The sequence below is a fragment of the Aeriscardovia aeriphila genome (assembly GCF_002259595.1).
GTDB lineage: Bacteria > Actinomycetota > Actinomycetes > Actinomycetales > Bifidobacteriaceae > Aeriscardovia > Aeriscardovia aeriphila.
The window spans coordinates 1-13,355 of the sequence record NZ_MWWU01000003.1 but is presented as its reverse complement, the minus strand read 5'-3'; the positions used below and the strand labels follow the sequence as shown (position 1 = coordinate 13,355).

The window sequence follows — 13,355 nt, the reverse complement described above, 5'->3', positions numbered from 1 at the left end:
GCTAGAGGCCTGAGGAGGAGCGATGGTCGCATATTTGGAGCACAAGGATCTGACGAACGAGGTCATTACACCACAGCGCGAGCAGGAAATCCGCGATGGTGTGGCGCGCGTGCGCGACGAGGTTGCACGGGCGTGTGCAGCGAGCGGTCGAGATGAATCCGAAGTGACAATCTTGGCGGCTACGAAAACTCGCGATGTCGGCGAAATTCGAGTGGCTCTCCACGCGGGAATTCGCGCGATCGGCGAGAACCGGCCGCAGGAAATCCAGATCAAAGCGCCCCTCCTGGCTAGTGACATCGAGCAGCTGGGCGTCGACTACCACCTCATTGGCCAGCTGCAGAAAAACAAGATTAACAAGGTTTTAGGCATCGTCTCGACCATCGAATCTGTCGATAGCGCTCAGCAGGCGGCTCAGATCGGCCAGCGTTTTGTTTCACGTGGAATTACCGGTGCAGCGCAGAAAGTGTTCCTCGAAGTCAACGAGTCGGGCGAAATGTCAAAGTCGGGGTGCGATCCCGCTCAAGCCTACGAGCAAGCCCTCGCCATTGCGGCGACGGAAGGTGTTGAACTCGCCGGTTTGATGACGGTGGGAGCTCACGTTTCTGACGAGTCGCGCGTCAGGGCTGGCTTTGCCGCGCTTCGCGACTTACGCGACAAGATTGTCACTTCCGAGCAGCCAGGAACGCAACACTGCACGGAGCTTTCCATGGGAATGACTCACGACATCGCTTGGGCCATCGCTGAAGGCTCTACTCAGCTGCGCATTGGCACGGGTATTTTCGGGGCGCGCGCGTTTATTTAACGTTTCGAAGTCGCTTGCAGACGGGTTGAAGTCTGTATTGCATTGGTCGCTAGTGAGTTATGCATGATGCGAGGATGGAACAAGCTTGTAAAACAGCAATCCTGTATCTGGTAAATCTTCAAAACCGAAGCGATGGTAAAACTGCGCTGCAGATTCAGATACAGGTTCTACGACGAGAGCGCGTGAGCCTACATGGGAAGCCACTGATAGAGACCGTAGGACGGCATTGTGAAGGAGTTTCCAGCCGAGCCCTTGAGATTGAAACTCTTGGTCTACTCCTAGCTGGCCGAGAAGGATTGTTGGAATTTGTAGTGGCGTATTCCGGGCTAGCCAGCCATGGACTCGATGTCGAGCAATGCTGTATGAACTGAGGCTATAAAAGCCCGCGAGTTTTCCCGATTCGCTGAAGGAAAGGTACGTGATGGCAGCGTCGCTTTTCAGTGATGAGAATGCTCTGTGATGAAGCCAATCATCGATTTCGATGACACCGCAGGAGAACTCTTCGAGATTGTCAGTTCTCTCCAGCTTGCGAGGCTTAGTGAACCTTTGATCTTTCACAGCCATTCCGGGGCTCTTTCCAAAAGTGCTTGAGCAGCACTTGATGGTGGCTCATCGAGAAGTTCGAGAAACTTTTCAAAAGACTCGTTGGAGATATATCGAATCGTTTGTTGCTCAATCTCGCTTTGAGCATCTTCAACAAGGTGCTCAATAGCCCATTGAGAAAGGGTCATACCCTTGAGCTTTACAGCTTTATCAATAATTTCGCGCTGTTCACTGCTCAGCCGCATGTTGATGCGCGAAGTATGGGGTGATTCATGTGTGTTTGTCATATGAAAATTGTACATCACAATGACGTACATTTTTGTCTGGAAGAAGGTGGTGCGATAAAGGGCAAACATGTCAGTGATGTAGCTAGATGCGGTTGACTTAACAAAAGGGGCCTTGACCGGGAATAAGAATACGGCGAACACTGTTAGCTATGATATCGAACAGATGTTCGAAGAAGGAAGGGAAGCAGTTGAGCCGTATTCAATTAAAATATGAAGCTCCCAGCGGCGGAAACAAGTCCGTTACTGAGAGTTTCGACCTCAGTGATGGTGAAGAACAAGTCATTATTGAAGAGGATCGACGTATACGCGCTCAACAGGAACATTGCGCGCTTTCTCAGATCCCGCCTCGTCGCATTGAAGAAATTCTTCATGAAATATGGGCTGAAGAGGAACGTGCCTGCCATCACTTTTTTCGGACAGATTTAAAGGGAAGAGTTGCTCTGTGCTCGTTTGAAGCTGAAGAAGAAGTAGCTGGCCCCATTGCAGATAAAGAGAGTCTTAACCCTCTTGAAATGCTGGAACGCGAAGAGGAAAGAGAAAGGATTACCAGTCTTCTTCATGAAATGTTCGTTGTGTTTCCTCAACTCACTCAAGAGCAACAGGAAATTCTCCGAGCAATCTACTGGGAAGGAGAACGAGCAGCTGAGATAAGTAGAGAAAAAGGGGTCTCTCGAGCAGCGATTTCTCGGCAGCATTCGCGCGCGCTCGCAACTTTGCTGCGTGAAATGCGAAAACAAGATGCTGGAATTTCCTTTTCCTGTGATTAAGAAAATTCTTTTCTGATAGACGGTTAACAAACCTCAATGTTGCGGCAGTGATAGTGAGAGGGCATCAGTTCTCTCCAGTCAACCTACGTCTACAGAAAGGCTTACATATGACTGACGAAATGGTACTTCGTACTCAACAATGGCTCAACTCAACATATCGGCAACACAGGAACTTCGGCTATGTTGACGAAAATGGTCATACAGGACGGGATACCATCTGGGCTTTGACCAGGGCCCTCCAGATTGAATTGGGAATCAGCCAAACAGCTGATAATTTTGGCCCGTCAACTGAGCGTTTGTTTATGAGTCGTTGGCCTTCTGGAATTCATGCGCAAGCAGATTCAGATAAGAACGAATCTAATGTTTACGCCATCATCCAAGGCGCATTGTGGTGCAAAGGTTATTCGACCGGTGCTTCGGACATTACTCAACATTTCTATGGCGGTACCCAGGCTGGCGTGGAAAACCTGCAGAGGGATATGAATATTGCAGCTGATGGTGTCGTCACGCTTGAAGTGATGAAGTCACTATTGAGCATGGATCAGTTCCGACTTGTGAATCACACGGATCAAGGGAATAAGCTTCGTATTATTCAGCAGCATGTGAATGCTCAATATCGCAGGTATACGGGCATCATCCCTTGTGATGGTGTGTATGGTCGTCAAATGAATACTGCACTGATTCAGGTATTGCAGTCGTTGGAAGGCTATTCTCCTGATGATGCTACAGGATATTTTGGCAGTGGCACCAAAGCTCACCTGCTGACGATCTCTGCATTAAACGCTGAAAACTACCCTGAATGGCTTTGGCTTGCTCAAGCAATGCTCGTGTGCAATGAGTATCCTGTGGAAATTGATGCAGAGCACTGGAATGGTGATGTATATACTGCGCTCCTTCAGTTCCAGAAGGATTATGGCTTAGCTCAAACCAATCGCTTTGATATTGATACTTGGATGAGCCTCTTTGTTTCAACAGGAAACCCGGACAGAGAAGGTAAAGCTTGTGATTGTGCCACGATTCTTGATGATGAAAAGGCAAAGCAGCTTGTTCAGTCAGGCTATACCCACGTTGGCCGTTACCTCACTGGTTTTGTATGGAATGAAGCCCTGCAGAAACAAGTGAGTAAGGCTCTCACGCCTGATGAGATTTCCTCTTTGATGGCTGCAGGGCTTTCTGTGTTCCCGATTTACCAAGATGGAGGTGAAAAGAAGAGCCATTTCGTTGAATCTCAAGGATATAAGGATGCTCAGCGTGCTATTGAAGCAGCTCTTCGTTGTGGTTTTACCAAAGGAACGGTAATCTACTTCGCAGTAGACAGCGATATGTATGAGTATGAAATCAACTCATTCGTTGCGCGCTATTTCCGCGAAATCAGGCTCTTCTTTAATAGCAGTAGCAACCTTCGTAAGTATCGAGTAGGCGTGTATGGTACCCGTCTGCTATGCACTCGCATGCATGAATTGGGCTATACGGACCTTTCCTTTGTGGGTGACCTTTCCACGGGGTTCGCTGGAAACCTTGGGTATCCATTGCCGAAGAATTGGGCATTTGACCAGTTCCGAGAATTTGATTCTTCGAAGGGAGAGTACTCTTTTGACCTCGACCGTGATGCTTATTCTGGACGAGACAAAGGTACTCAGGAATTCTTCCCCATGCCGTATGTCAAAATCTCTGATGGCTTCAAGGACACGAGTGAAACACTTCGGCAAGAGTATGCTCAAAAGTTCTTTGAAGCACTGGGAATGAGCCAGCGATTCCTGGGAGTGGAATGGACGTTCAACTCTCAGTTCTATGTTCGGACGATTACTGCTCCAGGAATTAAGTTGGACATTTATGGGGAGATTTCTGATAGCGTTTCTCACGAAGGCATCTTTTCTCAGAAATTCAATGTCAATAAAGATATGAAATCTGGGAAAATCTCTAGTGACACAAAGGAACAAATCTCCACTGAAGTTTCTCGGCTGGGTGTGAAAGGGACTTATTCCAGTGATAGTCTTCTTTCCACATTGGACGAGGTTGCCATGGCTATCCCTGAAGGTAACTTGAGCTACTCGATATCCGTTGGAGCAGGATATGCGAATATCGCTGTTACAGTTGATATTCTTCCGTCAAACGAAGAATCGTCTGTATCTGCGCAAACTTCTCTCTCGGTGATCTTCAAGTTTACTTTTTCTGGATACACCCTGAACTTCGAGAAAGTAGCAAAACAACTTCTCGTTTCTCAATCAGCGGTTCAAGTTGTTATTGCAACTTTGCTCACAGGAGTAATTCAATTTTTCGCAAGCCTTCAACAATCAGAAGTAGATACACAGAAATTCAACCCAATCGTCGGAGAAGCGCCTTTGATGCTTCTTGGAGCTGCTCTCGGTATTTTGCTAGCAACCGCATAAGAAGTTAACTTATGTGAACAGTTTCTCGTGTTGTGTGTTGTAGAGAGATGCTCTTTCTATGACACACAACACGTGATTACTTCACCAGATTCATCATTGCGAATGGATTGATGGCTACAGCAGTCATATAGAACAGGTATACCTCAAGCATGTAATACGTAATGTTCATCCACCTAGGGCGGAAGAAACCATAGGAATTGGCGATGGGAAACATGACGGATTGAGGGTTCAACTCGTCAAAAGTGGCGAAATGATGATTGTGAAAGCGCTTTTTGGTATGTTGTACCTCAAAGCGAACATACCAAGAGAGAATCAGTAAGTTTATTGCTACATATTCCATGAATTTATATAAGAAAACATGATCTGTAAGCATGACACCAAAAACATGGTGGTTCGCAACATCATTCTCCCATTGAGGGAAGAATGCGTACGGAGAGATAAAGTAGATACCGCTGAATACGCAGAACAGTGAAATAAAGCCTGATATATCAAGGCGTAGAGCTTGCTCGAGTCTCGCTTGAGAAGAAGTAAAAGCGCGAGCTTCGTAAAGAGAAAAATACCAACGTGCCTGTGTATTGAAACGCATGATCGCTTCTCCTAAGAAACTATAATCGGAGCGTGCATCCATAACGCAGCTATGCTCAGAGCTGCTGTATGGAAAACAATCGAAGCAGCACACAACCCCAGAATAAAGATTGTCATACTGCACAGTAGCGTGTTAGAGAAAAGTCTCGGTTGGCTGCGATGAACAATCTTCGAATAATGGGAGCAAACGAGCCAAACAATGAAGCCAGCTATTGCGCAGAGTAAGAAATACAGCGTGCGAGAGGGCAGTACCAGGAAATGACGAGTCTCGAGCAGTGATAATCTTTCGCTGAACTCATGGGACGTGAGTAGTGCCAACCCTTCTGTAGCGGCTTGAGCCATAAAAAAGAGGCCCAACCACCAACAGAAAACCGAAGAATAGTAAGAGTGAGCTGCGAGGGAAGGCTTTACAGCTTGACGCGTATTATGAGGCATGGAACAAGAATACCGCTTCTGAAGGTTAGCTATGGTTACTGATCGCGTCGCAGAAAAGAAAAACGGAAAAACTAACTCCTTGAGAGGCGTTCTTGCTGTTCTCTTGATACTTGAGCTCATGGCGCTCGTCATGGCAGGGCGCACGTCTCTCTATCCGCAAGTTGCTGCAGCGCAAAGATTAGCACAGACTCAACAGCAGCAACTCGGTGTGGTATACCTTCCTCAGCAGTCGATAATCGCAATGTTCTCCCGAAGACGGATTCGAATAACAGTATTTCGCTATCGAGGACGAATTTACGTCAACGCGAACAGCATGGATGACTACAAGAGAGTCATTCAGCAATCTGTACCCGACAATGTTCCACTCGACCCGCATTCCATTTTCGTGAAGTGGGATATGCCTGAAGTAGATCGCATATTCGGGATTCCGGTAAACCCAGAGACAGCCTACGTCTCCTTCGGAGGAACGCGTCCATTGGTCTTCCATCTAGCACAGGCCCATATGTGACGTGCATCTCCAAGGTTCGCAGTTAGCCAAGCGTTCCAACTAGAATGAGAAGCATGAGAATTGCTCGCTTTGTGAAAACCGGTGAAAAGGCAGATAGCCAGCCGCGCTACGCCTTTGTGAACACCGATAAAACTGATGGAAAAGACTACCTGATCGAACTCAACGGCTACCCGCTCTCCACCCAACAAGTCAGCCTGACAGGTAAGCGCTACCCCGTAGAGGGCGAAGGAATCCGCCTGCTTGCACCACTTCTGCCGTCCAAAGTGTACGGCGTGATGAAAAACTACCGCAAACCGAGCAGCGAACAAGCTGGTGGCCAGGCTCCAGCCGATAGTGAGCAGCCAGTCGCGCAAGCCTCAACTGCTGAAGAGCCTGCCGAGCGGATGCTGCTCTTCATGAAGCCGTCCACTTCAATTTGCGGACCAGATGATCCCATCGTTTTCCCACACTGGGCAGGAAGCATTCATTTTGAAGCCGAAGTCTGCGCGGTCATGGGCCGCATGGCTCGTAACGTCAGCGAAAAAGACGCTTTGAAGTACGTTCTGGGCTACACCTGCGTCAACGACGTCACCGCTTACGACGTGAAAGGTGACGACCCCTTCCTCGTGCGTTCGAAAGGTTTCGACACGGCCTGCCCAATTGGCCCATGGATTGAAACAGACCTCGACCCTACCAATGCTGACATTTCCTTCAGCCTCAACGGTGAAGATCAGCCTGCAGCACGAGGCAACACTGCCCACCTTCTCCATTCCATCGCTCAACAGGTCAGCTTCATCTCTCAATTTGCCACACTGCTGCCTGGCGACATGATTCTCACTGGTTGCGCAGACCCTACTGGCGAGCTCCACCCTGGTGATGAAGCAGTCGTCACAGTCGCAGGAATTGGCTCTCTTCGCAATGTTGTTGTCGCTGAACGTGGCGACGACGAAGAGGACGACGACTTGATTATCAGTGCACCCACCTCTCCTGCGAAGGAAAATGACATGCGCATTTTCCACCCTCGCCAGCCACTGACTACTTCACGGCTCGTGCTGCGTCCAATCACCGTCGCTGACGGGCTCACACTCTACGAGTACATGAAAACAGACTGGTATGGTCTCCTTCTCACGGGCGTACCTGTGAGCATCACAGACCATGGTGTTCAACTGCCATGGTCTGGTGACGAGGTGAAACAGGCTTACCAAGGCTTCGCCGCAGACGAGCAGCGAGCGATGTTTGCTATCGTCCTCCATGACGTTGTTATCGGAGAGGTTGTTCTCAACGATTATGACGCTGAGACCAACAGTTGCAACCTTCGCGCGTATATTGCCCCACAGTGGCGAGCGCAGGGCTACGGGCGAGAAGCGTTAAGTGCTCTGATAGCTTACGGTTTTGAACGCGGGCTGTCCCTGATCAGCCTCGAAGTGTATGACCATAATCCCACAGCACGCAAACTCTACGATCAACTAGGTTTCCTTCCTGTGGGGTATGAGAGTGAAGCATTCGAGTTTGCGGGCCTTACTTATGGCTCTACCTCGATGCAGCTGACGCGAGCAGATTTTCTTGCGCAACGCACAGCTGTTGAAGAGTAGAGTGTGCGCAGTGGAAATCTGGAGTTATCCTGTCACCTTGCTCACAGCTATGCTCAAGCTCCGACGCAACACATTCACCTCATGCTGCGTGACTTTAACCGCGACCATTTTGAGACGAAAGAAAGCCACGAGCTTGCCGTGTGGTTGACAGACCAGGGAAAGCTTGTTGGAGGAGTGTATGGCGAGGTTTTTGGCCAGTGGCTTGAGGTGGAATACCTTGTTGTAGCAGCTGAGTACCGTCAGCAAGGATGGGGCTCGCTTCTGCTTGAGCGTATGGAGAAAGCTGGTCAGCAGGCAGGAGCTCGGCACGTTCTGCTCAACACTTTTGGCTTCCAAGGCAAGCTTTTCTACCCTCGTTTCGGTTATCACGAGATTGGCAGAATTGAGAATTACCCGCTCACTGGTTCACAACACTGGTTTGTTAAACGGTTGAACTAACAGCGTGGTATGCACAATAAGCATGTGGTGTGCACATCTGAGCTGTGCTGGTTACTTTACAGGCTGCGCTGCTGGTTACGTTTCTTGGCGAACTTAGGGTTGGGTTCCAACACGTGAATATCCATTCCTGGCAATCTGGCGAAAGAATAAACGACCACGACAACGGCGAACAGCGGGACAGAGGTGCCAAAAGCAAGAGCTAAACCAGGCCATTTCGCGTAACTGAACAGCACCAAAAGCAGCACAATCATGAGCATCAGCGAGCACAGTGGCCGAACGATGACCAAAGTCAGCGTTTGCTTGAGAATCCAGAAGAAATCCTCATCGAAATTCGCGCGAACAACCCACACGAGCGTTGCGAATAGCGAGTACACCACGTTGAGCAGCAACAAGATTCCCGACACAGCATACGTTGGCGCGCCCAAGTAATTGTTGTTGACCAGCATGTAATCGACGAAGAGAAAAACGGCGATCAAAGTGAGCGGATAGCCGAGAATATTCGCCCACACCAGGTCGTCTTTCCAAAAACGGAAGAAGAGTTTCCAGGTTTGCTTGACGCTCCAGCGCCGATCTTTCACGTCCCTCACCCAAGCTCGATACGTCGCGATAGTCGCGGAAAAGGCTGGGAAAACGCCCAAGATTACCAGTCCGGCGAGGCTGAACACGAGAAAAGCAATGTGAACCACGAGAACAAGAAGAACCACGCGGCACGCAAATTCATACATCTGAGCAATGCGGCTCATCATTCACCTCACTGTGAATTGGAAGAATCGTCAGCATTCGAGGAAGTAGCAGAAGAAAGGCCTGCGAAGTATTCCATCGCTGCACGCGGAAGCTGCTTTCCTTTCTGCACATTGGCAAAAATAAACACGGCATTCTTCGGCCCATCAATGCTTTTCCACACTGCAGTGGTATCCAAAGCAATAGCCACGGCTTTGTGTGAACCTGTTGTTGAAAGCTCGTGCGTGAGCTTTCCCTCAGCATCGAGTAACAGCCCAGATTGGGAAAGTTCCTGCATTTGCTCTGGCGTTGCAACTTCGGCAATGGGAGTGAGAAGTTTGTTGCCTGCAGTGACGTCGAGATTACTCGAAGGAGTCAGGAAAGCGTTGACTGAGCCGGAGGCAACCATGGCAAACAGCTTCTCCGATTGAGCGACATCTTGAGTAGATTGCGGGGAAGCAGAAGTCGTCAAAGTAAGTTCCGAATGGATTTCTGCATGCACTTGGGGAAGCTGTGGCGTGCTGGTAATCTTGCGGTTTAAGCCTTTTTCCAGAGTGGAAACTTGCTTGCTTGACAGCTGCAAATCAAGAGTTTCAACACCGAGAGAAGACTTGTGGTAGTTGATGACGAGTGTGGCAATGATTGCTGCAGCAATGAGGATGAGCGTTGCAAAAAAGCCTACAGCAAGCACAACCTGATGGTTTTTCGCCCACCTCTTCCACCGTGGTGTGCGCGGAGGGGTTGCCGAAGCAAAAGTGTCGACCAGAGCTTGCACTGCTTCATCGGAAGATTCGGAATAGACCATGACATCTGCTCATTTCTGTGCCCGAGGCTTCGTAGACTCACCAATACTCAAGTTGAAACCTGTGGCAACGGCCTGAAAATCTCAAGGAATGCGAGAAAGGCTAGCTCTCCGTCGCCTCACCCAAGGTCAAGGCAGCGCGGTGAACAGCGTCACCTGCTTCGCGGCTGACAAACTCACGAATGATAATCTCAGCAATTTCAGGAGAATGAGCTTCCAAGGCGAAATGGCCGCCGTCAATAGGGAAGACCTGCGCGTTTCTATCGTCTTTGGCAAAGGCGTAAGCTCCCGGCATTGTGTACGCAGGGTCATTCTTACCAAAGATTGCCAGAACGCGAGGCTGGTAGTGACGAACATAATCTTGCATGCGCTGATAGTTCATCAGGTTGGAGCGGAAGTCAAAGATGAGGTCATTCTGAGCGTGAGCAAAGTTGCGGTGACGCAGAGAATAGAACTCGTCCAAAGACCACCCATCGGGGCTGATAGAACCTGGCTTTTCCCCAATTTCGTAGTAATGGCGAATAATGTTGTCTGAATACGCATGTTCGTAGCGTCGCCTTTTCGCAGGAGTAGGGTTAGCCCAATAATCCTTGAGTTCAGTGAACAGTTCGCCTAAACCTTCGACGTAAATCGTACCGTTTTGCACGACGATGCCGTCCACAGCATCGGGGTGACGGGTGGCAAACTCAAAGCCAATCGGAACAGAATAGTCGAAAACGTAGAGGTAGAAGTGCTTCAGGCCAAGCTCCTTGGTGAAAGCTTCGGTGAAGTTCACCAGATTATCAAAGGAGTAGATAAAACTTTCCGGCTCGATAGTCTGACCAAAACCAGGAAGGTCAGGGGCAATGACGTGGAAATGCTCAGACAGAATAGGCATGAGCTTTCTAAAGTAATGGCTAGTGCTCGGAAAACCGTGCAGCAGCAAGAATGCCGGTTTGTTCGGGTCACCAGCTTCGCGGTAGAAAATGGTAAAACCGTTTTTCTCTACAACGTTGTAGCGCATAATTCACCTTTCAATAAAGGTTTCTCTCTTCTGCGGGCAGAATTGATGGAAGGGCACCGCGAAACCCTTATCGTACAACATTGTAAATGAGGCAAAGAAAAAGCTCCCTCACATTTCCCTCTGGAGTAACCCGAAGAGAAAGAAGGGAGCTGAAAACGTGCGACGCTGTGAGCTCACGCGCGCAGGCGAGTGAAAGCTGTGAGGCTTACTCAGCTTTCGATCTTGTTCACGGCCTGAGCAGAGAGCGGGTCGTCAGGCATGGAAACCAGCGTGAGCTTATCCTCGTCAGCTGTGTGGTCCACAAACACGGTGTCGCCATCGTGGATCTGGCCAGACAGAAGCATAGTTGCTAACTGATTGCCAATCTGAACTTGTACCAAGCGACGCAGAGGACGAGCACCGTAAGCAGGGTCGTAACCCATCATCGCAAGCCACTGCTTTGCAGCTTTGCTCACCGACAACTTGATGCGACGATCCGTCAAATGGCTAGCCACTTGAGCAACCTGCAAGTCGACAATAGCCGACAAGTTTTCCTGCGTCAGAGGCTTGAACACGATCATCTCATCCAAACGGTTCAAGAACTCAGGCTTGAAGTGAGCGTGAACAGTGTCCATCACAGCCTTGCGCTTCGCTTCCTCATCCATATCGTCACGAACCAGGTACTCAGCACCCAAGTTGGACGTCATGATGAGAATAGTGTTCGTGAAGTCAACCGTGCGACCCTGGCCATCCGTCAAACGGCCATCATCCAACACCTGCAACAGAAGGTTGAACACTTCCGGGTTTGCCTTCTCCACCTCATCGAAGAGAACAACAGAGTAAGGACGACGACGAACAGCCTCAGTGAGCTGACCACCTTCCTCATAACCGATGTAGCCAGGAGTTGCACCGATCAAGCGAGACACAGACGCCTTCTCCATGTACTCGGACATATCGATGCGAACCATGGCCTTCTCATCATTGAACAAGAAGCCAGCCAAAGCCTTTGCCAATTCCGTCTTGCCAACACCAGTAGGGCCCAGGAAGAGGAACGAGCCAGTAGGACGATGCGGGTCGGAAACTCCAGCACGAGCACGACGAACAGCATTCGCCACCGCCTCAATTGCTTCTTTCTGACCGACAACATGCTTGGCCAGTTCAGCATCCATATGAAGCAGCTTTTCATCTTCACTCTGGTTAAGCCTTCCCACAGGAATGCCTGTCCAATCAGAAACAATCTCTGCTACCGATTGCGCATCTACATGGTCAGGAACCATCGGCTCTTCTTGAGGCGCACCTTGAGATGCGCCGTTGGAAGCGTGTTCGCTGGAATCAGTGCTGTTGCCAGTGCTGGAATCAGTGCCAGAGGTTTGCTCTTGAGCTTGCTGCAACTGCTTCTGAATCTCAGGAATTTCACCATAGAGAATGCGCGAAGCAGTGCTCAAATCACCCTCACGAGTAGCCTTATCGGCCTGAACGCGAGCAGCGTCCAAGCGTGCACGCAAGTCGCCTACCTTTTCGCGTTCGCCTTTTTCCTTTGCCCAACGAGCATTCAAACCAGCGAGCTTCTCCTTGGTGTCGGCAAGCTCTTGTTCGAGCTTTTCCAAACGCTCTTGAGAAGCAGGGTCAGTGGCCTTCTTCAACTGCATTTGCTCCATTTGCAAGCGCGTGACAGTGCGAGAAAGCTCATCAATCTCCTCTGGTTGACTGTCAAGCTCCATGCGCAGGTGTGCAGCAGCTTCGTCGACGAGGTCGATGGCCTTATCAGGAAGCTGACGGCCGGTGATGTAGCGGTTTGACAGTGTTGCTGCGGCAACAAGAGCATCGTCGCCGATAGTCACCTTGTGGTGAGCCTCATAACGACGCTTCAAACCGCGCAGAATGGCGATAGTGTCCTCCACGCTAGGCTCGCCGACGAAAACTTGCTGGAAGCGGCGCTCCAAAGCGGGGTCCTTCTCAATGTTTTCGCGGTATTCGTCGAGGGTTGTTGCGCCGATCATGCGGATCTCGCCACGAGCGAGCATCGGCTTGAGCATGTTGCCAGCGTCCATCGAGCCTTCGGCAGCGCCTGCTCCCACAATGGTGTGAATCTCATCGATGAAGGCGATGACGTTACCATCCGACTGACGGATTTCGTTGAGAACAGCCTTGAAACGCTCCTCAAACTCGCCACGGTACTTGCTGCCTGCCACCATCGAACCCAAGTCGAGAGCGACCAGACGCTTATTCTTCAAGCCGGTCGGAACGTCACCGGAGACGATACGCTCGGCAAGGCCTTCCACAACGGCGGTCTTACCAACGCCTGCTTCGCCGATGAGAACAGGGTTGTTCTTCGTGCGGCGCTCGAGAATTTGCATGACGCGGCGAATTTCACGGTCGCGGCCGATCACTGGGTCGAGCTTGCCTTCACGTGCCTGCTTGGTCAGGTCGGTGGAGTATTTCTCCAAAGCCTTGTACGTGCCTTCCGCATCCGGGCTGGTGACGTGAGCACCTCCACGAATAGAGGGTACAGCCTTGCGAAGCTT

The 13,355-nt window shown here is 50.1% G+C and carries 13 protein-coding genes and 1 pseudogene; 7 read left to right on the top strand and 7 right to left on the bottom strand.

Translation table 11 applies throughout. The features are described from left to right. Positions 1-22: 22 nt before the first annotated feature. Positions 23-802: a YggS family pyridoxal phosphate-dependent enzyme gene (locus AEAE_RS05420; RefSeq protein WP_094690146.1), complete on the top strand. Its 780-nt coding sequence runs from the start codon at positions 23-25 to the stop codon at positions 800-802. Positions 803-859: 57 nt separating this feature from the next. Here AEAE_RS05420 and AEAE_RS05415 read toward each other — a convergent pair whose 3' ends face one another. Next, the gene (locus tag AEAE_RS05415; protein WP_094690145.1) at positions 860-1,366 is read right to left on the bottom strand and encodes a GNAT family N-acetyltransferase; all 507 of its coding nucleotides are present in this window, start codon (positions 1,364-1,366) and stop codon (positions 860-862) included. Continuing rightward, complete coding sequence (locus tag AEAE_RS05410) at positions 1,357-1,632, bottom strand: type II toxin-antitoxin system TacA family antitoxin (RefSeq protein WP_158520530.1); 276 nt, start codon at positions 1,630-1,632, stop codon at positions 1,357-1,359. The genes AEAE_RS05415 and AEAE_RS05410 overlap by 10 nt, the downstream gene beginning before the upstream one ends. Before the next feature lie 188 nt (positions 1,633-1,820). On the opposite strand from AEAE_RS05410, the gene AEAE_RS05405 reads away from it, so the two are divergent. Both AEAE_RS05405 and AEAE_RS05400 read left to right on the top strand, forming a co-directional pair. Beyond that, positions 1,821-2,399, top strand: a complete 579-nt coding sequence (locus tag AEAE_RS05405; RefSeq protein ID WP_158520528.1) for a sigma factor-like helix-turn-helix DNA-binding protein — start codon at positions 1,821-1,823, stop codon at positions 2,397-2,399. Positions 2,400-2,506: 107 nt separating this feature from the next. Then, on the top strand, positions 2,507-4,789 hold the full coding sequence (locus AEAE_RS05400; RefSeq protein WP_094690142.1) for a glycoside hydrolase domain-containing protein: 2,283 nt from the start codon (positions 2,507-2,509) through the stop codon (positions 4,787-4,789). 76 nt (positions 4,790-4,865) lie between these two features. On the opposite strand, the gene AEAE_RS05395 is transcribed toward AEAE_RS05400, so the two are convergent. Beyond that, positions 4,866-5,498 (bottom strand): hypothetical protein, encoded by a 633-nt coding sequence (locus AEAE_RS05395; RefSeq protein ID WP_158520525.1) that lies wholly within the window; start codon positions 5,496-5,498, stop codon positions 4,866-4,868. Between the two features lie 342 nt (positions 5,499-5,840). Here AEAE_RS05395 and AEAE_RS05390 point away from each other — a divergent pair, with 342 nt between their 5' ends. From AEAE_RS05390 to AEAE_RS05380, 4 genes and pseudogenes are all read left to right on the top strand, one after another. Then, positions 5,841-6,317 (top strand): hypothetical protein, encoded by a 477-nt coding sequence (locus tag AEAE_RS05390; RefSeq protein WP_094690140.1) that lies wholly within the window; start codon positions 5,841-5,843, stop codon positions 6,315-6,317. A 53-nt stretch (positions 6,318-6,370) separates the two neighbouring features. Beyond that, positions 6,371-7,225: pseudogene (locus AEAE_RS06940) on the top strand (fumarylacetoacetate hydrolase family protein); the annotation flags it as partial. A 75-nt stretch (positions 7,226-7,300) separates the two neighbouring features. Next, positions 7,301-7,888 carry a GNAT family N-acetyltransferase gene (locus tag AEAE_RS06935; RefSeq protein WP_275542016.1) on the top strand — a complete coding sequence of 196 codons (588 nt, stop codon included), beginning with the start codon at positions 7,301-7,303 and terminating at the stop codon, positions 7,886-7,888. Positions 7,889-7,969: 81 nt separating this feature from the next. Further along, complete coding sequence (locus tag AEAE_RS05380) at positions 7,970-8,326, top strand: GNAT family N-acetyltransferase (protein WP_094690138.1); 357 nt, start codon at positions 7,970-7,972, stop codon at positions 8,324-8,326. Positions 8,327-8,382: 56 nt separating this feature from the next. On the opposite strand, the gene AEAE_RS05375 is transcribed toward AEAE_RS05380, so the two are convergent. The 4 genes from AEAE_RS05375 to AEAE_RS05360 all read right to left on the bottom strand — a co-directional run. Then, positions 8,383-9,072 (bottom strand): YesL family protein, encoded by a 690-nt coding sequence (locus tag AEAE_RS05375; RefSeq protein ID WP_244569650.1) that lies wholly within the window; start codon positions 9,070-9,072, stop codon positions 8,383-8,385. A 5-nt stretch (positions 9,073-9,077) separates the two neighbouring features. Next, complete coding sequence (locus AEAE_RS05370) at positions 9,078-9,851, bottom strand: hypothetical protein (RefSeq protein ID WP_094690137.1); 774 nt, start codon at positions 9,849-9,851, stop codon at positions 9,078-9,080. 100 nt (positions 9,852-9,951) lie between these two features. Then, positions 9,952-10,851, bottom strand: a complete 900-nt coding sequence (locus AEAE_RS05365) for an alpha/beta fold hydrolase (RefSeq protein WP_094690136.1) — start codon at positions 10,849-10,851, stop codon at positions 9,952-9,954. 209 nt (positions 10,852-11,060) lie between these two features. Next, the coding region (locus tag AEAE_RS05360; RefSeq protein WP_094690211.1) for an ATP-dependent Clp protease ATP-binding subunit at positions 11,061-13,355 on the bottom strand (2,295 nt) is incomplete at its 5' end.

Bases quoted from the DNA above. Each gene is read 5' to 3' on its own strand.
- AEAE_RS05420 (WP_094690146.1), top strand. From the start codon at position 23: ATGGTCGCATATTTGGAGCACAAGGATCTGACGAACGAGGTCATTACA.
- AEAE_RS05415 (WP_094690145.1), bottom strand. From the start codon at position 1,366: ATGGCTGTGAAAGATCAAAGGTTCACTAAGCCTCGCAAGCTGGAGAGA.
- AEAE_RS05410 (WP_158520530.1), bottom strand. From the start codon at position 1,632: ATGACAAACACACATGAATCACCCCATACTTCGCGCATCAACATGCGG.
- AEAE_RS05400 (WP_094690142.1), top strand. From the start codon at position 2,507: ATGACTGACGAAATGGTACTTCGTACTCAACAATGGCTCAACTCAACA.
- AEAE_RS05390 (WP_094690140.1), top strand. From the start codon at position 5,841: ATGGTTACTGATCGCGTCGCAGAAAAGAAAAACGGAAAAACTAACTCC.
- AEAE_RS06935 (WP_275542016.1), top strand. From the start codon at position 7,301: ATGCGCATTTTCCACCCTCGCCAGCCACTGACTACTTCACGGCTCGTG.
- AEAE_RS05380 (WP_094690138.1), top strand. From the start codon at position 7,970: ATGCTGCGTGACTTTAACCGCGACCATTTTGAGACGAAAGAAAGCCAC.
- AEAE_RS05375 (WP_244569650.1), bottom strand. From the start codon at position 9,072: ATGATGAGCCGCATTGCTCAGATGTATGAATTTGCGTGCCGCGTGGTT.
- AEAE_RS05370 (WP_094690137.1), bottom strand. From the start codon at position 9,851: ATGGTCTATTCCGAATCTTCCGATGAAGCAGTGCAAGCTCTGGTCGAC.
- AEAE_RS05365 (WP_094690136.1), bottom strand. From the start codon at position 10,851: ATGCGCTACAACGTTGTAGAGAAAAACGGTTTTACCATTTTCTACCGC.